The following is a 22,395-nucleotide window of genomic DNA, read 5'->3' on the forward strand; positions in this document are numbered from 1 at the left end:
TTCACTTGGCGGCTTCCGCCGCCGGCCTGGCCGCGGATTCGACGACGCGCACCAGGTCGCCATCGTTGAGGAACCCGGCGCCCTGCACGACCACGCGCGCATCGGCCGGCAGGGGCGTGGTGATCTCGACCCGGTCACCGACCCGGCGGCCGGTCTCGACCTTGAGTTGCGCGACCCGGTTGTCGGGCTGCAGCAGCAACAGGTAGTTGAAGCCGTCGCGCGGCACCACCGAGGCCTGCGGCACGGTCGATGCGCTGCTGCGGCCGAGCTGGAAATCGCCGCGCGCGAACATTCCGGCCTTGAGGCCGGTGTTCTGCAGTGCGTTCGGGATGTCGACGTAGACCAGCGCCGCGCGCGTCTGCGGATCGACGGTCGGCGCGATGCTGCGCACCGTGCCCTTGACCTGGGCACCGCTCGCGGTCGTGATCACCGCGGGCGTGCCGGCCGCGATGCGGCCGAGTTCGGCCGAGGTCACCTCGGCGCGCCATTCGAGCCGGCCCTGGCGGATCAGGCGGAACAGCTCGGTGCCCGCGGCCACCACGCTGCCGACCGTGGCAGTGCGCGACGAGATCACGCCGTCGTCGGGCGCCACCACCGTCGTGTTGCGCCCGCGCACCTGCTGCGCCGACAGCACGGCCTCGGCGGCCTCGACCCGTGCCTTGGCGGTCTGCTCGGCGGTCTGGTACTGGTTGATCTGCTGCTGGCTCATCGCGCCGGTGGCCTGCAGCGTGCGTGCGCGCGCTGCGGTGCCGGTGGCGTCGGCCGCGGTGGCGCGGGCCTCGGCGAGCGAGGCGCGGGCCTGGGCGACGTCGGCCTGCACCGAATCGGTGGAGAAGGTGGCGAGCACCTGGCCCTTCTTCACCACGTCGCCGACGTTGACGCGAACCTCGGCAAGCTTGAGCGCGTTCGATTCGGAACCCACGCTGGCTTCCTGCCAGGCCGCCACGTTGCCGTTGGCCGGCAGCGTGACTGTCAGCTCGGTGCTCTCGGGCTTCGCGACGGTCACGGTCAGCGAAGGCCGCGCGGCGGCTTCGGTCTTCTTGTCGGGCGCGTCGGAGGACTTGCCGCGCAGGGCGAAGAAGGCGCCCGCGGCTATCACCAGCACGGCGGCCAGCAGGACGAGGAGGGTGGAACGCTTCATTCTTTTCATGGCGAGGGCGTGGCGATCGGGGCCGTGCTGGCAAGGGACTCGGGCCGCGTCCAGCCGCCGCCCATGGCGCGGTAGAGCGAAACCCAGGCTTCGGCGCGTTCGCGCTGCAGCGCGACGCGGGCGGTCTGCGAGACGAACAGCGTGCGCCGCGCATCCTCGAGGTCGAACAGGCTCGCGAGGCCGGTGTCGAAGCGGGCCTGCGTGGCGTCGAGCGAGATCTGGTAGTTGCGCACCGCGGTGTCGGCATCGGCCGCGCGGTCTGCGGTGCCCTGCAGGTTGATCAGCGCTTCCTCGACCTCGCGCACGGCGCGCCGCACGCTGGCGCGGTAGAGCGACACCGCCTCGTCGTAGCGGCCCTCGGCGGCCTCGACGTTGGCGGCGCGCGTGCCGGCATCGAAGATCGGCACGGTCAGCGCGAGCGGCCCGATGGTCCAGGTGTCCAGCGATTCGCGCAGGCCGCCGCCGCGAATCTGAAGCGCCGCGATCGAACCCTGCAGGCCCAGCTTCGGGAAGCGCTGGGCCAGCGCCGCGCCGGCCTCTGCACTGGCGGCCGCGACGTCGAGCTCGGCCGCGTAGACGTCGGGCCGCTGGGCCAGCGCATCGGCCGGCACGCTGTAGACCGCCTGCACCGCGGGCAGGTCGACGTCGATCGGCGCAGCCTCGAGCTTGGCCGCGAGGAGCGGGCCCTCGATGCCTGTCAGCGCAACGAGGCCCTGCTGCTGTACCAGGCACAGCGCGCGCTGCTGCGTGAGCCGGTTCGCAGCCTCGGCCGCGCTCGCGCGAGCCAGTGCGGCATCGGCCGGTGCCGTGAAGCCGGCCCGGGCCGAGAGTTCGGTCAGGCGCGCGGTCTCGGCGCGCGAACGCGCATCCGAGGTCGACACGACGAGCTGCCGCCGACAGGCGCGCTCGGCCAGGTAGGCATTGGCGGTCTCGGCCGCGACCGAGACGCGGGCGTCGTGCCAGCGTGCGTCGGCACCGGCGAAGCGCGACTGGGTGGCATCGCGGTTGGCCCGCAGGCCGCCGAAGAGATCGATCTCCCAGCTCGACTGCAGGCCGGCCTGCAAGGTCGTGATCGGCGGGATGCTGGTGCTGCCGCCGGTGGTCGGCGTGCTCGAGAAGCCCGAGCTTGGCGAATTGCCGCGGCTGGCCGAGAGCGAGCCGTCGAGGTTCGGCACCAGCGCCGCTCCGGCCGCCACCCGCGAGGCGCGGGCCTCGCCGATGCGCGCGGCGGCGCTCGCCACGGTCGGGCTCGCGGCTTCTGCCGCCTGGATCAGCTCGACCAGCAGGGGATCGTGGAGCTGCCGCCACCATTCGGCGAGCGTCGGCATCGAGCCACCGTGCGGCAGCGCCGCGGTACCTGCCGGCAACGGGGTCTGCCATTGCGCCGGCATCGGCGCCGCGACCTCGGCCGGTGGGCGCGGGACGGCGCATGCAGCGAGCAGCAGCAGCGGGGCGGCGGCAAGGCAAAGCGCGGGGAGCCGGGAGTTCCTCATGAGATTCCGCAAAAATGGGGTGACGTTCGGTGGCGAGCAGGTCGCCGCGCCTGGGCGCCGGGGGCATCGGCAGCTGGCTGGAGGGCCGGGCCGTGCGAACCGCGCAGCATAGCAAGGCGCGAACGGGCTTCCTGTAGTCGGGCGCCGCGTCTCGCGACGGGCGCGCCGCTCACGCTACGATCCGCCCATGCCACCCGCCACCGCCGCACCCCCCGCGCTGCCGCTCGATGCCGAAGGCATCCTCGCGCTCGCCGCGCGCTCGATGTTCCACCTGTTCTCCAGCATCAGCCAGGGCATGTTCCTGGTCGACCGCAGCGGGCGAATCGTCTGGGTCAACGAGGGCTACCGCCGCTTCCTGCCGGCGCTCGGCTTCTCGTCGATCGACCAGTTCCTCGGCCATCTGGTGGAGGACGTGATCCCCAACACTCAGATGCGCCACGTGCTCGACACGGGCGAGCCCATCCTGATCGACCTGCTGACCAACAAGGCCGGCACCTTCGTGGTCAGCCGCCTGCCGCTGCGCGAGACGAACGAGGCCGACGCCGGTGCCGCCGGCACGCCGGGCGCCGTGATCGGCGCCATCGGCATCGTGCTGTTCGACCATCCCCAGACCACGCTGCAGCCGCTGATCAGCAAGTTCGCGCTGCTGCAGCGCGACCTCGACGACGCCCGGCGCGAACTGGCCAGCCAGCGAGCCAATCCGCTCTACCAGCAGTCGGCCGACGGCCAGCGGCGATCCAAGTACACCTTCGCGAGCTTCATCGGCAGCAGCCCGGCCGCGGTGGAGGTCAAGCGCCATGCGCGTCGTGCGGCGCAGTCCTCGAGCCCGGTGCTGCTGCTCGGCGAGACCGGCACCGGCAAGGAACTGCTGGCCCATGCGATCCATGCGGCCTCGGCCCGCGCGGGCGGCATGTTCGTCAGCGTCAACATCGCGGCCGTGCCCGACACCCTGCTCGAGGCCGAGTTCTTCGGCGTCGCGCCGGGCGCCTTCACGGGGGCCGACCGCAAGGCGCGCGAAGGCAAGTTCAAGCTCGCCGACGGCGGCACGCTGTTCCTCGACGAGATCGGCGACATGCCGCTGGGCCTGCAGGCCAAGCTGCTGCGCGCGCTGCAGGAAGGCGAGATCGAGCCGCTGGGCTCGAACAAGCTGGTGCCCTTCGATGCGCGCGTGATCGCCGCCACCTCGCGCGACCTCGCGGCGCTGGTGAGGGAAGGGCGCTTTCGCGAAGACCTCTACTACCGTCTGAACGTGCTGCCGGTGCGTGTGCCGCCGCTGCGCGAGCGGCGCGGCGACATCCCGGCGCTGGTCGAGGTGCTGGGCGAAGACATGGCGCTGCGCAGTGGCGAGGCGCCGCCCGAGCTCACGCCCGAGGCGCTCGCGCTGCTGGCGGCGCAGCACTGGCGCGGCAACATCCGCGAGCTGCGCAACGTGCTCGAGCAGGTCACGATGCGCAGCGACTCGCAGCGCATCGATGCGCAGCAGCTCGAGCGCATCCTGCGCGAGGCCGGGCAGGAGCAGATCGCGGCCCCCGACGCCGAGCCGCCCGCGGCAGCCAACGATGCCGACGACAGCGCCGCGCTGCTGCGCCCGCTGGCCCAGCAGGTGGCCGAGCTCGAGCGGCGCGCCATCGCGGCGGCAATGGCGGCGACCGGCGGCAACAAGCTGGCAACCTCGCGCCTGCTCGGCATCTCGCGCGCGACCCTCTACGAACGTCTGGAAAACCCTGCGTGAGATTTGTGCAATTGTCTGAAATCAAGACATTCGAAATGTCCTGATTCCAGGCTGCTACCAAGCGATACGAGGGAAACTCCTTTGTTTTCAAGGCACTGACGGCTGGCACGAAGTGTGCAATATTCAGCCATCACCATCAGGAGACAAAGAATGCAACGTCGCAACCTCGTCGCGCTGGCCACCCTGGCTGCCGCATCGCTGGCCGCCCCGGCCTGGGCCCAGTCCAACGAGATCAAGATCGCCCACGTCTACAGCAAGACCGGCCCGCTCGAGGCCTACGGCAAGCAGACCCAGACCGGTCTGATGATGGGCCTGGACTACGCCACCGGCGGCACCATGACGGTCAACGGCAAGAAGATCGTCGTGATCGAGAAGGACGACCAGGGCAAGCCCGACCTCGGCAAGTCGCAACTGGCCGCGGCCTATGCGGACGACAAGGCCGCACTCGCGGTCGGCCCCACTGCTTCGGGCGTGGCGCTCGCGATGCTGCCGGTGGCCGAGGAATACAAGAAGATCCTGCTGGTCGAGCCGGCCGTCGCCGATTCGATCACGGGCGACAAGTGGAACAAGTACATCTTCCGCACCGGCCGCAACAGCTCGCAGGACGCGATCTCGAACGCGGTCGCGGTCGACAAGGCCGGTGTCACTGTCGCCACGCTGGCGCAGGACAACGCCTTCGGCCGTGACGGCGTGAAGGCCTTCGGCGCGGCGCTGAAGAAGGCCAAGCTGGTTCACGAGGAATACCTGCCGGCCGCCACCACCGACTTCACCGCCGGTGCGCAGCGCCTGATCGACAAGCTCAAGGACCAGCCCGGCCGCAAGATCATCTGGATCGTCTGGGCCGGTGCGGGCAATCCGTTCAAGATCGTCGACCTCGACCTCAAGCGCTACGGCATCGAGATCGCCACCGGCGGCAACATCCTGCCGGCGATGGCGGCCTACAAGTCGCTGCCGGGAATGGAAGGCGCGGCCTACTACTACTTCGGCATCCCGAAGAACCCGGTCAACGACGCGATGGTGTCGATGCACTACAAGGAATTCAAGACGCCGCCGGACTTCTTCACGGCCGGCGGCTTCTCGGCCGCGATGGCGATCGTGACCGCGCTCAAGAAGACCGGTGGCGACACGAACACCAACAAGCTGATCACGGCCATGGAAGGCATGGCCTTCGACACGCCCAAGGGCAAGATGACCTTCCGCAAGGAAGACCATCAGGCCATGCAGTCGATGTACCACTTCAAGATCAAGGTCGACCCGGCGTTCGCGTGGGGCGTGCCTGAGCTGGTGCACGAGATCAAGCCGGAAGAGATGGACATCCCCATCCGGAACAAGCGCTAAACATTTGGCTCGCCCCCAGGTTGCCCCGCACTTCGTGTCGGGGCGCCCACCCCCTACCGGGGGCAACACCTGAGGCCCGGCAAAGCCGGTTCCTCGGTGTTTCACCAACACGGCCTGGCTTCGCCGGCCGGGTCCAACTCATGCTCGAAACTCAAGATCTCACCATTCGCTTCGGCGGACACGTGGCGGTGAATGCCGTGTCGTGCGCGTTCGCGCCCGGCACGCTGACCGCGATCGTCGGACCCAACGGGGCCGGCAAGACCACGTACTTCAACCTGATCTCGGGGCAGCTCAAGGCGACCGCTGGGACGGTGTCGCTCGACGGCCAGCTGCTGTCCGGGCTGAGCGCGTCGGCACGCACCCGGGCCGGGCTCGGGCGGGCCTTCCAGCTCACGAACCTGTTCCCGAATCTCACGGTGCTCGAGAACGTGCGGCTGGCCGTGCAGGCCACGCGCGACGGCGCGCACCGGCGCGGCCTCAATCTCTGGAGCATCTGGAGCGACCACCGGGCGCTGACCGAACGCGCCGACCAGATCCTGGCCGACGTGGCGCTCAAGTCGAAGGAAGACGCCACCGTGGCCAGCCTGCCGCACGGCGACCAGCGCAAGCTCGAGGTCGCGCTGCTGATGGCGCTCGAGCCGAAGGTCTTCATGTTCGACGAACCGACCGCCGGCATGAACGCGGCCGAGGCGCCCGTGATCCTCGACCTGATCCGCAAGCTCAAGCAGGACAAGAGCAAGACCATCCTGCTGGTCGAGCACAAGATGGACGTGGTGCGCGAACTCGCCGACCGCATCATCGTGCTGCACAACGGCCAGCTGGTGGCCGATGGCGAGCCGGCCGAGGTGATCGCCTCGCCGATCGTCCAGGAAGCCTACCTCGGCGTCACGAAGGAGGCCGCATGACTTCGAACCTGCCTTCGAACCTGCTCGAGATGAAGGGCGTGCACACGCACATCGGGGCGTATCACATCCTGCACGGCGTCGACCTCGCGGTGCCGCGCGGCCAGCTCACGATGCTGCTGGGCCGCAACGGCGCCGGCAAGACCACCACGCTGCGCACGCTGATGGGCCTGTGGCATGCGTCGCAGGGCAGCGTGCGCTTCGGCGAGCGCGACATCACGGCGCTGAAGACGCCTGAGATCGCCGGGCTCGGCATCGCGTACGTGCCGGAGAACATGGGCATCTTCTCGGACCTCACGGTCAAGGAGAACATGCTGCTGGCCGCGCGCGGCGCCAAGAACGCCGAGCAGATGGACGACGCGCGCCTGAAGTGGATATTCAAGCTCTTTCCCGCGGTCGAGAAGTTCTGGAACCATCCGGCCGGCAAGCTCTCGGGCGGCCAGAAGCAGATGCTCGCCGTGTCGCGCGCGATCGTCGAGCCGCGCGAGCTGCTCGTGATCGACGAGCCCAGCAAGGGCCTCGCGCCCGCCATCATCAACAACATGATCGACGCCTTCAGCGAACTCAAGCGCAGCGGCGTCACGATCCTGCTGGTCGAGCAGAACATCCATTTCGCGCAGCGCCTGGGCGACCAGGTGGCCGTGATGGACAACGGTCGCGTGGTCCACAGCGGCACCATGGCCGCCTTCTCGGCCGACGAACAACTGCAGCAATCGCTGCTCGGTCTCGCCCTATGAAAAACATCGACTTCGACTGGAAGCCGCTGCTGCTGGTGCCCGTGCTGGCACTGGTCGCGCTGCCGCTCACGGGCTCGGTCTCGACCTGGCTCACGCTGACCGTGGCCGGGCTCGCGATGGGCATGATCATCTTCATCATCGCCTCGGGCCTGACACTGGTCTTCGGCCTGATGGACGTGCTGAACTTCGGCCACGGCGTGTTCATCGCGCTCGGCGCCTTCGTCGCCAGCAGCGTGCTCGGGACGATGAGCGACTGGACCGGCTCGGGCGAGCTGTGGCGCAACCTCGTCGCGGTGTTCCCGGCGATGCTGGTCGCGATGGCGGTCGCCGGCGTGCTCGGCCTGGCCTTCGAGCGCTTCATCGTGCGGCCGGTCTACGGCCAACACCTGAAGCAGATCCTGATCACGATGGGCGGCCTGATCATCGGCGAGGAGCTGATCAAGGTCATCTGGGGCCCGGCGCAGATTCCGCTGCCGCTGCCCGAGGCGCTGCGCGGCTCGCTGTTCTTCGGCGACGCGGCGATCAGCAAGTACCGCATCCTTGCGGTCTTCATCGGCGTCTTCGTGTTCGGCCTGCTGGCCTGGACGCTGGGTCGCACCAAGATCGGCCTGCTGATCCGTGCCGGCGTGCAGGACCGCGAGATGGTCGAGTCGCTGGGCTACCGCATCGGGCGCCTGTTCATCGGCGTGTTCGTGGTCGGCAGCGCGCTGGCCGGCCTCGGCGGCGTGATGTGGGGGCTGTTCCAGCAGAACCTGGTGCCGCAGATGGGCGCCCAGGTCAACGTGATGATCTTCATCGTGATCATCATCGGCGGCCTCGGCTCGACCGCGGGCGCGCTGATCGGCGCGCTGCTGGTCGGCCTGATGACCAACTACGTCGGCTTCATCGTGCCGACGCTGACGCAGTTCGCGAGCATCTTCCTCATGGTGGCCGTGCTGCTGTGGCGCCCGCAGGGCGTGTATCCCGTGGCCAATCGCTGACGAAGGCAACCTTTCATGCTGACCCGACTTCTGTCCAACGACCTGCCGCGCAGCCGGCTGCTGGCGCTGCTGCTGGCCGTGCTGGTGCTGGGCCTGGCCTTTGCGCCCTTCATCTTTCCCGGGGTCAAGGCGCTCAGCGTCGCGGCCAAGATCCTGGTCTTCATCGTGCTGGTCGCCAGCTTCGACCTGCTGCTGGGCTACACCGGCATCGTGAGCTTCGCGCACACCATGTTCTTCGGCATCGGCGCCTATGGCATCGCGATCTCCGCCAGCCGCCTCGGTGCGGGCTGGGATGCGGTGCTGCTGGGGCTGCTGGCGGCGCTCGCGATCTCGTTCGTGCTGTCGCTCGCGATCGGGCTGTTCTCGTTGCGCGTGCGGGCGATCTTCTTCGCCATGATCACGCTCGCGGTGGCCTCGGCCTTCCAGACCCTGGCCTCTCAGCTGTCGGACTTCACGGGCGGCGAGGACGGCCTGACCTTCAAGCTGCCCGAGCTGATCTCGCCGAGCTTCGAGTTCTCCGAGGAGCCCTTCCTCGGCGTCTCGCTCGACGGCCGCCTGCTGTGCTACTACCTGCTGTTCGTGGCCGCGGTGGCGCTGGTGCTGGCGCTGCTGCGCATCGTCAACTCGCCGTTCGGTCGCGTGCTGCAGGCGATCCGCGAGAACGAGTTCCGCGCCGAGGCGATCGGCTACCGGGTGGTGGTCTATCGCACCACGGCCTCGGTGCTGTCGGCGCTGTTCGCGACCCTGGCCGGCGCCATGCTCGCGATCTGGCTGCGCTACAACGGGCCCGACACCTCGCTGAGCTTCGAGATCATGATGGACGTGCTGCTCATCGTGGTCATCGGTGGCATGGGCACGATCTACGGCGCAGTCATCGGCTCGGTGATCTTCGTGCTGGCGCAGAGCTACCTGCAGGACCTGCTCCGGTTCGCGAGCGAGTCCGCCAGCGGCATTTCGTGGCTCGCCGCGCTGCTGTCGCCGGACCGCTGGCTGTTGTGGCTGGGCGTGCTGTTCGTGCTCTCGGTCTACTACTTCCCGACCGGCATCGTCGGCCGCCTGCGTGCGAGGGCCCTGAAATGAACGCGCCGAAGCCAAGCTCCAACTACCTGCAGATCGCCGGCCGCGAGATCCACTGGATGGACTGGGGTCCGCGGGACGGCCCCGTGGTGGTCGCGTGGCACGGCCTCGCGCGCACCAGCCGCGACATGGACGAACTGGCCGAGCATTTCGCGGCGCGCGGCTTTCGCGTGATCTGCCCGGACACGCTGGGCCGCGGCCTGAGCCAGTGGAGTCCGGCGCCCGACGACGAATACCGGCTGGCGTTCTATGGCCGGCTGGCGCTCGGGCTGTTCGACGCGCTGAAGCTCACGCGCGTGCACTGGATCGGCACCTCGATGGGCGGTGCGATCGGCATGGTGTGCGCCTCTGGGCTGCTGGAGCCGACCCTGAAGCCGCGCATCGCGAGCCTGGTGCTCAACGACAACGCGCCGCAGCTCGCGCCCGCGGCGATCGAGCGCATCCGTTCCTATGCGGGCAAGCCACCGGCCTTCGACACCATCGCAGAGCTCGAGCAGTTCTTCCGCACGGTCTACAAGCCCTACGGCTGGCTCAGCGACGCCCAATGGCGCCGCCTGACCGAGACCTCGACCCGCCGGCTGGCCGACGGCCGCGTGACGCCGCACTACGACCCCGCGATGGTGCGGCAGTTCGAGGCCACGCCGGACGACTACCTGATCTGGAAGCACTACGACGCGATCGAAGTGCCGGTGCTGTGCCTGCGCGGCGTCGAATCCGACCTCGTGCTGCCCGCGACGCTCGACGAGATGCGCCGGCGCGGGCCGGGCGCCGCGGGCCGTCTCAAGGTGATCGAAGTGGCCGGCTGCGGCCATGCGCCGGCGCTCAACGTGCCCGAGCACCTGGGTCCGATCGAGACCTTCGTTCGCGCGGCAGCGTAACAACCAAGCTCCCACTTCGTGGGGTCGCTGCCCCACGCGGGCGCGGCCCGGCGCCGGCCTGCTCTCTGCCCCACAATCGGTCGGCTCCACTATGCAGGAACAGACCATGGCGATCTCGCTCTACGACATCTCGGTCCCGGTATTCACGCGCGGTCTCGGCCAGCTCGCGCACGTGCTCGACAAGGGTCTGGCCCATGCGCAGGCCGCGGGCACCGATCCCGACCTGCTGCTGCAGGCGCGGCTCGCACCCGACATGTTCACGCTGACCGGCCAGGTGCAGAGCGCGAGCGATGCGAGCAAGCTCGGCACCGCGCGCATCGCCGGCATCACGGCGCCGAGCTTTCCCGACACCGAAGCCACCTATGTCGAGTTGCAGGCGAGGGTGGCGAAGACCATCGAATACCTGAACTCGGTCGACCGGTCGCTGATCGACGGCGCCGAAGCGCGCGAGGTGGTCATGAAGGCGCGCGGCAACGAACTGAAGTTCACCGCCCAGCGCTATCTGCTGCAGTTCGCGCTGCCCAACTTCTTCTTCCACGTCACGACCGCCTACGGCGTGCTGCGCCACAGCGGCGTGGCGGTCGGCAAGATGGACTACCTCGGCCGCTTCCAGTAGCGCGGCCCGCGCCGGGTCAGCCGGCCTTCGTAGGCCAGCCCTGCAGATGCCGCTCGGCGATGCCGCTCAGCGCGGTGATCCATGCCGGGCTGTCGTTGAGGCAGGGGATGTAGCGGAAATCCTTGCCACCGGCCTCCAGGAAGGCGTCGCGGCCTTCCATGGCGATCTCCTCGAGCGTCTCGAGGCAGTCGGCCGGAAAGCCCGGACACATCACGTCCACCCGCGCCACGCCGGCACGCCCAAGCGCGCGCAGCGTCGGTTCGGTGTACGGCTCCAGCCATTTCGCGCGGCCGAAACGCGACTGGAAGCTCAGCTGCCAGGCTGAATCGGCGAGGCCCAGGCGCGCCGCGAGCAGATGCGCCGTGGTCTGGCACTGCGCCTGGTAGGGGTCGCCCTGGCGGATGTTGCGTTCGGGGATGCCATGGAAGCTCATCAGGAGCCGGTCGGGCCGGCCTTCGTGCTTCCAGTGGCGCTCGACGCTCTGCGCGAGCGCATCGATGTAGGCCGGGTCGTCGTGGAAGTCGTTCACGAAGCGGAACTCGGGCAGCCGCCGCACGTTCGCGCTCCAGGCGTTCACCGCGTCGATCACGCTCGCAGTGGTGGTGGCCGAGTACTGCGGATAGGCCTGCAGCACGAGCACGCGGGTCACGCCTTCGGCCTTGAGCCGGTCGAGCTGCGAGCCCAGCGAGGGCTGGCCGTAGCGCATGGCGTCGCGAACCGCGACCCGATGTCCGCGCTCGCCGAGCCAGCCGCCCAGCAGCAGCGCCTGCTTGCGGGTCCAGACCTTGAGGGGCGAGCCTTCGGGCGTCCAGATGCTGGCGTACTTGGCGGCCGACTTCGCGGGCCGCGTGCGCAGGATGATGCCGTGCAGGATCAGCGCCCACAGCGCGCGCGGGATCTCGACCACGCGCCGATCGCCGAGGAAGTCCGCCAGGTAGGGGCGCACGGCGGCCGCGGTGGCTTCGTCGGGAGATCCCAGGTTGCACCACAGCACCGCGGTGCGGATCGTGGCGGCGGCATCGACGGTCGGTTCGGCTCGGAAAAGGGGCATGCGATATTCTCGGTCATGGCCATCGCGACCCCCGATCCACTCGCTCTCGACGTCCGGCGCATCGCCGGCATCTCGCTCGATCTCGACGACACGCTGTGGCCGATCTGGCCCACCATCGAGCGCGCCGAGCGCGTGCTGCACCAATGGCTGCTGCGCGAGGCGCCACGCACCGCCGACCTGCTGCTCACGCCCGGCGTGCTGCGCGAGCTGCGCGAGGCGGCGGCCAAGGAGCGCTCGGATCTCGCGCACGACCTCAGCGCGCTGCGGCGCGAATCGATACGGGGCGCGCTCAGGCGGGCGGGCGAGGACCCGGCGCTGGCCGAGCCGGCCTTCGAGGCCTTCTTCGCCGAACGCCAGCGCGTGACGCTCTACGACGATGCGCTGCCGGCGCTCAAGTGGCTCAGCGAGCGCTATCCGCTGGTGGCGGTGTCGAACGGCAATGCCGACGTGCATCGCACGGGCGTCGGGCGCTGGTTCCGGACCGCCTTCAATGCGCGCGAGTTCGGCAGCGGCAAGCCGCATGCGCCGATCTTCCGTGCCGCCGCCGCGTCGATCGGCCTGCTGCCCAAGGACATGCTGCACGTGGGCGACGACGCCGCGCTCGATGTCGTGGGTGCCCTCGATGCCGGCATGCAGGCCGCCTGGCTGGTGCGCGAGGAGCGGCCCTGGGAGCACGGCGCCCGGCCGCAGCTGATCGTGCCGAACCTGCACGCGCTGTGCATGGCGCTCGACACGCACTGACGGCGCGCCGCATCACGGAGGCAGGGCACTGCGATGAGGATCCGGCGATTCCGCACGGGCGATGAAGCCGCATTGTTCCGCGTGTATTTCACGGCCATTCACGAGGTGGCATGCCGCGACTACGCACCCGAGCAGATCGACGCGTGGGCCCCCGCAAACCTCGATCCGGATCTGTGGGCAGAACGCGTGCGCCGCATCGACCCGTTCGTCGCGGAGAGCGGCGGCGAGATCGTGGGCTACGCCGACGTGCAGCGGAACGGCTACATCGACCATTTCTTCGTGTCCGGGACCCACGCGCGCCAAGGCATCGGAACGCTGTTGATGAACCGGCTGCATCGGCAGGCTCGGGAGCTTCGTCTGGCCACCCTGACCTCCGACGTGAGCCGGACCGCCGAGCCCTTTTTCGCCCGCCACGGGTTTCGAGTCGTCGAGCGGCGATTTCCGGTCGTTCGAGGGGTGACGATTCCCAACGCATTGATGAGCAGGCAACTGGAGTACGCCGGCAGAAGGCCGGAGACAGCCCCATGAAGAGCGAGAAGGACGCCGTGATCGAGGAGATCCAGGCGCAGATCGATGCAGAATTCAGATTGACCTTGGCCGGCAGTCGACCGGAAGGAGCGCAGCTTGACCCTCCCTGACCTTGACTCACGCCGCGAACTTGATGCGGCTTGCCACTGCGGTGCCGTGCGTTTCCGGCTGGTTCTGGCCGACGGGCTGCGCAGCGCGCGCCGGTGCAATTGCTCTTACTGCAGCATGCGCGGCGCCGTGGTCATCTCCGCCGACTTGAACGACATACACGTCGTGCAGGGCGCGGACAAGCTCACGCTCTACCAGTTCAACACCGGACAAGCCCGGCACTACTTCTGCTCGGTCTGCGGCATCTATACCTTTCACTCGCGACGTTCCGTCCCGAGCCAGTACGGAGTCAACGTGGCGTGCATTTCCGGCCTCAGCCCGTTCGACTTCAGTGAGGTGCCTGTGATGGAGGGTCGAAGCCACCCCAAGGACCGGAGCGATGGAAGATCGATGACGGCCGGCTGGCTCAACTACCGCGCCAACGCAGACGATGAGATTTGACGCAAAGACGCACGGCGACAGCTACTGGTTCCCGGCGAAACGCTATGGGTGGGGTTGGGGCATGCCGACGCGCTGGCAGGGCTGGGCCGTTCTCATCGCGTATTTCCTCCTGCTCGGTCTGGCCTTCATGGTTTTCCGCCCAGACGGCAGTCCGCTTGCGTTTCTCGCGGCCACCGGGGTCCTGAGCCTCGGGCTGGTCGGAATCTGCTGGCTGAAAGGCGAGCCGCCGAAATGGCGCTGGGGATGACGCGACACGTACTCCGGCATTGCCTGATGCCTTTGCGATGATCGCCGGCGATGTCCGTTCGATTCACCGAACCTCCAGCGTCACCTTCTCGATCTTCCCCGTGAAGCGGCTCTTGATGCCGGCCACGTAGTCTTCGGACACCGGCGTGTCGTCGTCTTCGCCAACGTCGGCGCCCTCGTCGGGCGAGATGATGAAGGGAATCGTCTTCTCGATCCGGCCTTCGGCCACCTTCTGGCCGCCGATGGACATCGAAGCGGTCCCGCCCTTTCCGGGACCTCCGCCGTCGTAGGCGAAGTCGACCTTGATCGTGGCCTTGCCGGGTGCCAGCGCCTGCGGCGCGGTCACGGTGTAGCGTTCGAGGCCGACCCAGTTGTAGGTGTAGGTGGGCTTGCCGTCCTTCAGGTACAGGCTGAAGCCTCCGAAGCGGCCACCCTGCGCGAACAGCACGCCATTGGCGCCGCCCTGCGGAACCTCGATCTCGGCAGTGATCGTGCTGGATCGGTTCTTCGCATTGATGAAGGTGTTTTCCATCATGCCGGTCATGCCGGGGTAGAGCGAGATGGAGGTGCGTGTGCCCATCAGGTCGGGCCGCCCGGCGATCGCCGCGTTGAAGCGTTCGACACTGCGGTCGTCGATCGGCAGCACGTTGTACTTCGCCGCCTCTTTCAGGAACACCGCCTGCATCTGCCTGAGCTTCGCGGGCTGCTTCGCCGCGACGTCGGTGGACAGGCTGTAGTCGTTGCGGGTATCGAAGAGTTCCCAGGTGTCCTGGTCGAGCGGCGCACGCGGCTTGGGCTCCCACGGCGCCCTGTGCACGGTGCGCGCCAGCCAGCCGTCATGGTAGATGCCGCGGTTGCCGAGGATCTCGAAATACTGCGTCTTGCGTCGGTCTGCGGCTTTCGCATCGTTGAACGTGTAGGCCAGGCTCACGCCCTCGAACGGCTTCTGAACGGTGCCGTTGACCGACGTCGGGAACGGCAGATGCGCCGCCTCCATCACCGTCGGCGCGAGATCGGTCACGTACTGCCACTGCGAGCGAATCTCCCCTTGGGACCTGATGCCCTTGGGCCAGTGCACGACCATGCCGGTCTTGGTGCCGCCGTAGTCGCCGGCCACCTGCTTGGTCCACGCAAAAGGCGCATCGCCGGCCACTGCCCAGCCCGCGGCGTAGTGCGGGTAGGTCTCAGGGCCACCCCATTGGTCGAGGTTCCTCAACTGGCCCTCGATGGACTCCGGCACGCCGTTGAAGAAGGTGAGTTCGTTGAAGAGGCCCGTCGCCCCACCCTCGGCGCTAGCGCCGTTGTCGCCGGCGACGTAGATGAAGAGCGTGTTGTCCATCGCGCCCAGGTCCTCGATCGCCTTCACGAGGCGGCCGATCTCGTAGTCGGCCTGCTCGGCGAATCCTGCAAAGACCTCCATCTGGCGCGCGAAGAGCCGGCGCTCGTCGGGCGTGAGCTTGTCCCAGTCCTTGATGCCGGCGGGCTTGGGCGCGAGCCGGGTTCCGGGCGGCACGATGCCGAGCCTGATCTGCCGGACCAGGGCGTCCTCGCGGTAGGAATCCCATCCCGCATCGAACTTGCCCTTGTACCTATCCGACCACTCCTTCGATACGTGGTGCGGCGCGTGAGTCGCGCCCGGTGCGAAGTACATGAAGAACGGCTTGTCGGGTGTCATCGACTGCTGGAACCGGGTCCAGGCGATTGCCTGGTTCGTCATGTCCGTCATGAAGTGGTAGTTCGGATCGGTGGGCAATTCGACCCGGGCCACCCCGTCATACAGCAGCGGTGACCACTGGTTGGTCTCGCCGCCGAGGAAGCCGTAGAACTTCTCGAAGCCCGAGTTGGTGGGCCATGTGGTGTACGGGCCCGAGATGCTGGTCTCCCAGGCCGGCGTCAGATGCCACTTGCCGAAGGCCGCGGTGTTGTAGCCGTTGAGGCGCAGCATCTCCGGCAGCGGCGCCACGCTGGCCGGACGGATGCCGGTGTTGCCCTCGAAGGCGGTGGCGATCTCCTGCACTGCGCCGGTGTTGTTGGTGTGATGGTTGCGCCCCGTGATCAGCGCCGCCCGCGAGGGCGAGCACAGTGCTGCCACGTGCATGTTGTTGTAGCGCAGGCCGTGGGCGGCCAGGCGGTCGAGCGTCGGCATCGCGATCGCGCCGCCGAAGGCGCTCGGATGCGCGAAGCCCATGTCGTCGAGCAGCACGATCACGACGTTCGGCGCGCCCTTCGGTGCCTTCACTTCGAAGCGGGGCGGCGCCTTGGCGTTGCGGACGTCGAGTTCGGTGACAGGCGTCCGCCTGGGCTCGGCGATCGGCAGCACGGTGCGGTCGAGAGGCGCGGCCGCCGTCGCCTTCTGCGCCGCCGCGGCGCCGAAGAGGCCGAGGCCGATGCCGAGCGCGAGTGCGGTCAACGCGCCATGGTGCCTGTGTTGTTTCACGATGAAGATGCCTGTGGGAGACCAGTTCCCGAATCACTTGCCTGCAACGATGCCCGGCGGCTTCCATGTGCCTTCGCCGGCCGGCAGGATCGAAGGCGGCGTCGTCTTCGGCCAGTAGAGGCGCATCGCGAGGTAGATCGGGCCGTCCGGTGCCGGCAGCCAGTTGGCCTCGAGCGCCTTGCCCGGCGAATCCTTCTGGATGTAGAGCGTGAGCGAGCCGTCGCGGTTCTTCTTCATCGCCGAGACCATTGGCGAATTGATGAGGTAGCGGTTGATCGGGTTCTTGATCAGCAGCTGCGTCTTGCCGTCGTACATGGTCACCGACCAGAACGCATTCACGGGCGGCGTCTGCCCGGCCGGGAAGGTCAAGGTGTAGCTGTGCTTGCTGCCATCGAGCGGTTCTCCCTTGCCGTCGACGCGGGTGAGGGGATAGGCGGCTTCGATGGAATCGTTGCCGTAGATGCCGCCCTTGGCGGCGCCGGCGCGCATCAGCCAGTCCTGCTTGTAGAAATTGCGGTCACCGAAGAAGGAGCCGATGTTCCAGCCGTTGACGTTCTTGATGCCCGTGGTCAGCCACTTGTCGACCTTCTCGTCGCCGTCCTTCATGCCGAGCAGAACCGCCGCCTTGTGCTCGAGCGACATGTCCTTGAATTCGAACGACTTGCCTGGGCCGATGCCGATGCGCGCGATCCGCGCACGCACCTCACGGTCTTCTGCCGTTGCCGGAACGTACTTCAAGGCGGCGTCCAGATACTCGTAGAAGTTCTTCTTGATGCCGTCGGTGGTCGCGGGGAGGAAACTGACCGCTGGCGCAGGCGGCGGCGCAGGCCTGCCGAGGAACGCCGACAGCGGGCGGACCTTGTAGCCCGACTGCACCTTCACCACGTTGGGCATGTCCTTCGGATTGAAGAGCTGCGTGCGGTAGACCGCCAGCGCGAACGGCGTCGTCGAGCTGAAGACCTTGCGGATGCCGGGCGGGGTCGGGCCCTTCCAGTCCGGTCCGACCACCATGTAGCTGCCGGGCTCATTGCCGGTGGCCCGGCTGCCGATGTAGCCGAAGTTGTAGGTGTTGCCATCGTTGAGCATCACTGCGTAGTAGCGCTTCTTGTCCACCGCAGGGACGGTGAGCACGATCGGTTCGGCCCGCAGGTCCATCCAGACCAGCGAGTAGGGCGTGTCGCTGTTGGGCGTGATGACGGCCGTGTCCTGGTAGGTGTAGACGCGCGGCTCGTTCTTGATCTCGTTGAACGGGGCCTTGAATTGCGTGCCTCCCTTGTCCACCGCGTATTCGTTCATCACGGCGTAGTTCATCACGATGGGCAGGCCGTAGATGAAGGCCTCCTCGGCGATCGACTTGGTCTCGGCGAGGCTCGGCGCCGCGACGCCAGCGGCTCTTTCCGCCTTTGCCGCTTGCGTGACCGGATCGTCCTTGCTGGCGCACCCGGTCGCAAATGCCATTGCTGCAGCCAAGGCGGCGACGCCTTGAACGAGTCTGCGCATCCCGTTCTGCGGCAGCCGGCGCCTGGGCGCTGACAAGGTGGAGTTCTGCTTCTTCATGGTATTCCCCGGTTCCGTGAAAACTACTTGCGAACGACGGCCGCGCCATGGGGGCCGGCGCAACCCGCACGGTAGACGCCGTTTGCGCAAACCACCTTGGGCGGCGGCGGGGGCACCGGCTTGCGCACGACGGCGGCGCCGTTCGGCCCTACACAGCCCGCGCGGTACACGCCCTTGGCGCAGGCCGCTGCCGACGCCTCCAAGGGAACCAGGGCCGCGAACGCCAGGGCGATGGCGGCGGTGAATGAGCACGGTCCGTTCATGATGTGATTTCCTTTCGGCTTCATTGAGAGGCACTGCGCAGCACGGCGAACCGGCGCGCGAAGGCACTCGACCACTTGTTGAAGGCATCCTTGGCATAGCTCCAACTCGTGAACGAACTGACATAGCCGTTCATCCAGGCCATCGCCGCTGTGGTGGCGCCCTTGTCGAGATCGGCGGCGTACTTGAGCCCGATCTGCGTGTCCGCGCACTCGCCCACCACCTCGCCAGAGACGCCATCGCGAAACTGAGCTTCCAGGCCGGTCTGGCCCATGTAGGGGGTCGACCCGACCGGCCGCCCGGTGGCGGCACCGGCACCCATCTCGGCGACGAAGCCGTACGGCACCGCGGTGCCGGCCAGGCTCTTGGCGGTGTCGGTGGGAATCAGCGAGGTCAGGGCGAACCTCAGGCGCAGCACACCCGGCCCGGGCGCCTCGACGATCTGCACGCCGCCCTTCAGGTTGCTGACCAGTGACGCATGGAAGTAGTCGACCAGCATCTTCAGATCGGTCGGATCGATCGGCTTCTGGATGTCGGAGGGCTCCAGGTACACCTGGATGCGCTCGATCATCACCTTGTCGTAGCCACCCCATTTCACCCCAGGCTGCAGCCAGCAGAGGAAGCCTTCGCCGCTCGGCGTGGGCTTGAGCCGGCCGGGCTCGGTGAGGAAGCCGACCTTGCGGATCTTCGCCTCGGCGTTGTTGGAGGCAACGATGCCGCTGCTGTCATAGCCCGGGGTCGAGCAACCCGCAAGCAATGCGCCGACCGCCATGAAGGCGGCTGCGCAGGTGGATCGGATCGGGTGCACCGCAACTCCTGAAATGGGACGGCGCAAGGCTATTCCGAATCGACGCCGCGCACACCTTCCCTTTGGGGAAGTAGACGGCCGCCGCCGAGACGCTCACAGTGCCAGGACTCCATGAGCCATCGACCGCACCTGAACATCGCCGTCGTGGATGACGATGAAAGCCTCTGCCGCTCGCTCGGCCGGCTGTTGCGTGCTTCAGGTATGCAGCCGGTCAGCTATGGCTCGGCCGAATCGTTCCTGGCCGACAGCCAGCATGCGCACTTCGATTGCCTGGTGCTCGACATCGAGCTCGGCGGCATGTCCGGGCTCGAGCTCGCCAGGCTCCTGAACGAACAGGGGAGTGTGGTGCCCTTTCTCTTCATCACTGCCCACGACGACGAGGCGTCCCGGGCAATGGCCATGGGGCTCGGCGCGCGGGCCTGGTTCCGGAAGAACGACCCCGGCGCCGATGTGCTCGATGCGATCCTCCGTGCGGCCGGGAACGCGGCGAGCTGAGCGACCCGTCAGGCGAGGTCTACGCCGCAGGTCGCCCCGTGTCCCGGTCGAAACCTGCGTCCTGCGCCAGCCGGGACAGCTCGGCGACGGCACGCACGTCGAGCTTGGCCATGATGGCGCTGCGGTGCAGCTTCACCATGCGTTCGCCGATGTCGAGGTCGCCTGCGATCTGCTTGTTGAGGCGACCTTTCAGAACCCCGGACAGCACCTCGCGCTCGCGCGGTGAAAGGCTTGCGAAACGCGCCAGGAGGTCGTCACGGCGAGCGCGCCCCGCCTGTTCCCGCTCGCCGCGCGCCAGGGCGCGCCGGACCGCGCCGAGCAGTTCCTCCCTGGACGCGCGCTTGTCGAGAAAGTCCTCCGCGCCTTCGCGCATGGCCCGCACCGTGGTGGGGATGTCGCCGTGCCCGGTGAGGAACACCACCGGCATCGGGTTGCGCGTGCGCACGAGGGCCGCCTGGAGCTCGAGGCCATCGAGGCCCGGCATCCGGAGGTCGGCGACCACGCAGCCCGGTGGCAGTGCCTCGCATCGCGCGAGAAAGTCGCTGGAGGCACCGAAGGCCTCGACTTCGAACCCGCTCGCACGCAGCAGTCGCGATGTCGCAGTGAGAAACGAGGCGTCGTCGTCGACGACATAGACGCAAGCGGATGTCATGATCGATTGTCTGCCTTCGCGGCGACGGGCAAGGTGAAGCGCAGGCAGGCGCCCGGCGTGTCCGGCTGGCGGCTTTCGGCCCAGAGTCGGCCGCCATGCGCCTCGATCAGGCTGCGCGAGATCGACAGGCCCATGCCCATTCCCGCCAGCTTGGTCGTGAAAAAGGAATCGAACACCTGTTCGACGCGGTCCGCGGGGATGCCCGGACCGCTGTCGCACACGGCGATCTCGACCCAACGCGCATCGCGAAGCTTTCCCGTGACGACGACGTCGCGCACCTTGCCGCCCGACTCATCGATCGCATCCATGCCGTTGGAGATCAGGTTGAGCAGCACTTGCTGAAGGTGCACGCGGTCGCCCCTGACGCCGGGAAGCGCTTCTTCCACCTGAACCGCCAGTCGCACATGGCGCGCCGCGGCGTCGGGGCGCACCAGCGCCTTCACCTCGCCGAGCAAGTCGTCGACCGACAGCGGCTGCATGTCGATGTCATGGCGACGCAGCATCGAGCGCATGCGGTCGATGACCGCGCCGGCGCGCCGATCGTCGCCGAGGATGTCCTCGACGATCGCACGCAGCTCCTCGACGTCCGGCTGCGGTGCCTGCAGCAGGATCGACGCAGCCTCGGCATTGCGCAGGATCGCGCCGAGCGGCTGGTTGATCTCATGGGCCAGGGCAGCGGCGAGTTGGCCCATCACCGACACGCGGCCGGCATGCGCGATCTCATGCCGCAGCCGCAGCATCTCCTGCTCCCTCTCCTTGCGGCCGGTGATGTCGCTGCAGGCACCACGCGTGCGTCGCGGCCGCCCCTCCTCGAACTCGAATCGCCCCTGGACGGACAGCCAGCGCACCCCGCCGTCGGGCTCGAGCACCCGGAACTCGGCGTTGTATCGGTCCGCGCCGGGAACCGGCGACGACAGGGTCTGACCGATGGCCTGGCGGTCATCGGGATGCACCTTGCGCAGCAGGCGGTCGAGATCGACGGCTTCGGTCGCGCTCAAGTCGAACAGCGCACGCGCGCGCGGACTGGCCCAGAACGTACCGAGCGCCATGTCCCGCACCCAGATGCCGAGGTGGGCCGCTTCCGCCGCCAGCGTCATGCGCTCCTCGCTCTCGCGCAGATCCTGCACCAGCCTGGCGGCATTCAACACGTTGCGGCTCAGCTGATAGGCCATCGCAAGCACGACGCCGAGCGAGAACACGCTGATCGTGATCGGCATCTTCGCGGCGCCCCAGAAGATCAGCACCGCCTGGCCGATTCCCGCGAGCGCGAAGAGCACGGCGCTGCCGCCGATCGACAACGCCTTGGCACGTTCCCCGCGCCGCCAGGCCGAAAGCGCCGCGTCGGCGATGAAGACCACCAGCAGGCAATTGGCGACCTGCCCGAGGAGCATCCAGGGATTGGCCGTGCCAACCGGGAGGGACACCGATTCCCCCAGGAACGGGATCGCCTGGAGCGTGGCGATCTGCGTGTAGTTGAGGGCCACCCCGGTCAGGTAGTTGGGCACGAGCGACACGGTCCGCATCCCGACCACCAGCCAGCCGAGCCACGGACGCCCGGCCTTGAAATAGCTCCGCACGAAGCCGAAGAGCGACACCGTGAGCAGCCAGACGGCCACATGACCGGCCCGCAGCGCAGCCGCATAGTCGGCCGGAGTCTGCGCATGCATCATCCCGAGTTCGCAGAAGGCCAGGCCGGCATTGGCCGCCGCCAGCAGCGCGAAGAAGAGGCTGGGCCACGCTGCGCGGTCCTTGAGCCACACGGGGAAATGCACGGCCGCCAGCGTCAGGCATGCGGACGCGACCATGGCCCAGATCACAGTCACCCAACTCATCCACGCTCCCAATGGTGATCGGGTGATTCTGACCGATGGCGCCATTCGGGCGCCTCGCCGATGCACTCATCGAGCACATCGGGGGTTCGATGCGGGCGGGGACCTGCCGCAGAGCCTCGGATCGTCTTCGTCCGGAACGCGCATGAGTGGAGAAGCTGCGGGGGCCGCCTTAGAGCCGAACCTTGTCATCGGCACCACCGAACGCGTGTTTCGCGCGTATGGGGCACCACGCGTACTGATCAGGGTGCGCATCCTCGCGTGAGGCTTTTGAGGCATGCGGAAAGTGGACTGCATGGGACGGTGCGGGCGCCCAGTCTGTCGATCCCATTGACAGA

At 68.0% G+C, this 22,395-nt stretch carries 22 protein-coding genes; 13 read left to right on the forward strand and 9 right to left on the reverse strand.

The genetic code is table 11. The features are described 5' to 3' along the window. Position 1 precedes the first annotated feature (1 nt). Together QTH87_RS06870 and QTH87_RS06875 are read right to left on the reverse strand one after the other, a co-directional pair. The gene (locus tag QTH87_RS06870) at positions 2–1,150 is read right to left on the reverse strand and encodes an efflux RND transporter periplasmic adaptor subunit (protein WP_286607918.1); all 1,149 of its coding nucleotides are present in this window, start codon (positions 1,148–1,150) and stop codon (positions 2–4) included. After that, on the reverse strand, positions 1,147–2,643 hold the full coding sequence (locus tag QTH87_RS06875) for an efflux transporter outer membrane subunit (RefSeq protein ID WP_286607919.1): 1,497 nt from the start codon (positions 2,641–2,643) through the stop codon (positions 1,147–1,149). Before QTH87_RS06875 ends, QTH87_RS06870 begins: the two co-directional genes overlap by 4 nt. Positions 2,644–2,830: 187 nt before the next feature. Here QTH87_RS06875 and QTH87_RS06880 point away from each other — a divergent pair, with 187 nt between their 5' ends. From QTH87_RS06880 to QTH87_RS06915, 8 genes are all read left to right on the forward strand, one after another. Then, entirely contained in the window at positions 2,831–4,375 is a 1,545-nt protein-coding gene (locus QTH87_RS06880; protein WP_286607921.1) for a sigma-54 interaction domain-containing protein, read from the forward strand. 150 nt (positions 4,376–4,525) lie between these two features. Then, positions 4,526–5,713 carry a substrate-binding domain-containing protein gene (locus QTH87_RS06885; protein ID WP_286607923.1) on the forward strand — a complete coding sequence of 396 codons (1,188 nt, stop codon included), beginning with the start codon at positions 4,526–4,528 and terminating at the stop codon, positions 5,711–5,713. 140 nt (positions 5,714–5,853) lie between these two features. Next, positions 5,854–6,618, forward strand: a complete 765-nt coding sequence (locus QTH87_RS06890; RefSeq protein ID WP_286607924.1) for an ABC transporter ATP-binding protein — start codon at positions 5,854–5,856, stop codon at positions 6,616–6,618. Beyond that, positions 6,615–7,352, forward strand: coding sequence for an ABC transporter ATP-binding protein (locus QTH87_RS06895; RefSeq protein WP_286607926.1), 738 nt, complete (start codon positions 6,615–6,617; stop codon positions 7,350–7,352). Before QTH87_RS06890 ends, QTH87_RS06895 begins: the two co-directional genes overlap by 4 nt. Next, a complete protein-coding gene (locus QTH87_RS06900; RefSeq protein WP_286607928.1) occupies positions 7,349–8,332 on the forward strand; it encodes a branched-chain amino acid ABC transporter permease in 984 nt (327 codons plus the stop codon). The genes QTH87_RS06895 and QTH87_RS06900 overlap by 4 nt, the downstream gene beginning before the upstream one ends. Positions 8,333–8,347: 15 nt before the next feature. After that, positions 8,348–9,412, forward strand: coding sequence for a branched-chain amino acid ABC transporter permease (locus QTH87_RS06905; RefSeq protein WP_286607930.1), 1,065 nt, complete (start codon positions 8,348–8,350; stop codon positions 9,410–9,412). After that, the gene (locus QTH87_RS06910; protein WP_286607932.1) at positions 9,409–10,287 is read left to right on the forward strand and encodes an alpha/beta fold hydrolase; all 879 of its coding nucleotides are present in this window, start codon (positions 9,409–9,411) and stop codon (positions 10,285–10,287) included. The genes QTH87_RS06905 and QTH87_RS06910 overlap by 4 nt, the downstream gene beginning before the upstream one ends. A gap of 106 nt (positions 10,288–10,393) precedes the next feature. Beyond that, on the forward strand, positions 10,394–10,903 hold the full coding sequence (locus tag QTH87_RS06915) for a DUF1993 domain-containing protein (protein ID WP_286607934.1): 510 nt from the start codon (positions 10,394–10,396) through the stop codon (positions 10,901–10,903). A gap of 16 nt (positions 10,904–10,919) precedes the next feature. Here the strand turns inward: QTH87_RS06915 and hemH are convergent, their stop codons facing one another. Further along, positions 10,920–11,954 (reverse strand): ferrochelatase, encoded by a 1,035-nt coding sequence (gene hemH, locus QTH87_RS06920; RefSeq protein WP_286607936.1) that lies wholly within the window; start codon positions 11,952–11,954, stop codon positions 10,920–10,922. Positions 11,955–11,969: 15 nt separating this feature from the next. Between hemH and QTH87_RS06925 the strand changes: the two genes are divergently transcribed. From QTH87_RS06925 to QTH87_RS06940, 4 genes are all read left to right on the forward strand, one after another. Continuing rightward, the gene (locus tag QTH87_RS06925) at positions 11,970–12,695 is read left to right on the forward strand and encodes an HAD family hydrolase (RefSeq protein WP_286607939.1); all 726 of its coding nucleotides are present in this window, start codon (positions 11,970–11,972) and stop codon (positions 12,693–12,695) included. A gap of 33 nt (positions 12,696–12,728) precedes the next feature. Then, positions 12,729–13,223, forward strand: coding sequence for a GNAT family N-acetyltransferase (locus tag QTH87_RS06930; protein WP_286607940.1), 495 nt, complete (start codon positions 12,729–12,731; stop codon positions 13,221–13,223). A gap of 96 nt (positions 13,224–13,319) precedes the next feature. Next, entirely contained in the window at positions 13,320–13,772 is a 453-nt protein-coding gene (locus QTH87_RS06935; protein WP_286607941.1) for a GFA family protein, read from the forward strand. After that, positions 13,762–14,019: a hypothetical protein gene (locus QTH87_RS06940; RefSeq protein ID WP_286607942.1), complete on the forward strand. Its 258-nt coding sequence runs from the start codon at positions 13,762–13,764 to the stop codon at positions 14,017–14,019. The genes QTH87_RS06935 and QTH87_RS06940 overlap by 11 nt, the downstream gene beginning before the upstream one ends. A 63-nt stretch (positions 14,020–14,082) precedes the next feature. On the opposite strand, the gene QTH87_RS06945 is transcribed toward QTH87_RS06940, so the two are convergent. The 4 genes from QTH87_RS06945 to QTH87_RS06960 form a co-directional block, all read right to left on the reverse strand. Further along, positions 14,083–16,455: an arylsulfatase gene (locus QTH87_RS06945; RefSeq protein WP_286607944.1), complete on the reverse strand. Its 2,373-nt coding sequence runs from the start codon at positions 16,453–16,455 to the stop codon at positions 14,083–14,085. 33 nt (positions 16,456–16,488) lie between these two features. Further along, positions 16,489–17,913, reverse strand: coding sequence for a DUF1254 domain-containing protein (locus QTH87_RS06950; RefSeq protein ID WP_286607945.1), 1,425 nt, complete (start codon positions 17,911–17,913; stop codon positions 16,489–16,491). Positions 17,914–18,035: 122 nt separating this feature from the next. Then, positions 18,036–18,275 (reverse strand): hypothetical protein, encoded by a 240-nt coding sequence (locus tag QTH87_RS06955; RefSeq protein ID WP_286607946.1) that lies wholly within the window; start codon positions 18,273–18,275, stop codon positions 18,036–18,038. 20 nt (positions 18,276–18,295) lie between these two features. After that, complete coding sequence (locus tag QTH87_RS06960) at positions 18,296–19,081, reverse strand: DUF3313 domain-containing protein (protein ID WP_286607948.1); 786 nt, start codon at positions 19,079–19,081, stop codon at positions 18,296–18,298. Positions 19,082–19,192: 111 nt separating this feature from the next. Between QTH87_RS06960 and QTH87_RS06965 the strand changes: the two genes are divergently transcribed. Then, on the forward strand, positions 19,193–19,576 hold the full coding sequence (locus QTH87_RS06965) for a response regulator transcription factor (protein WP_286607950.1): 384 nt from the start codon (positions 19,193–19,195) through the stop codon (positions 19,574–19,576). A gap of 19 nt (positions 19,577–19,595) precedes the next feature. Here the strand turns inward: QTH87_RS06965 and QTH87_RS06970 are convergent, their stop codons facing one another. Both QTH87_RS06970 and QTH87_RS06975 read right to left on the reverse strand, forming a co-directional pair. Continuing rightward, complete coding sequence (locus QTH87_RS06970) at positions 19,596–20,228, reverse strand: response regulator transcription factor (protein WP_286607952.1); 633 nt, start codon at positions 20,226–20,228, stop codon at positions 19,596–19,598. After that, the gene (locus QTH87_RS06975) at positions 20,225–22,060 is read right to left on the reverse strand and encodes a sensor histidine kinase (protein WP_286607954.1); all 1,836 of its coding nucleotides are present in this window, start codon (positions 22,058–22,060) and stop codon (positions 20,225–20,227) included. Before QTH87_RS06975 ends, QTH87_RS06970 begins: the two co-directional genes overlap by 4 nt. Between the last annotated feature and the right edge of the window lie 335 nt (positions 22,061–22,395).

Origin of the sequence: Variovorax jilinensis, assembly GCF_030316885.1 — a bacterium.
GTDB lineage: Bacteria > Pseudomonadota > Gammaproteobacteria > Burkholderiales > Burkholderiaceae_C > Variovorax > Variovorax jilinensis.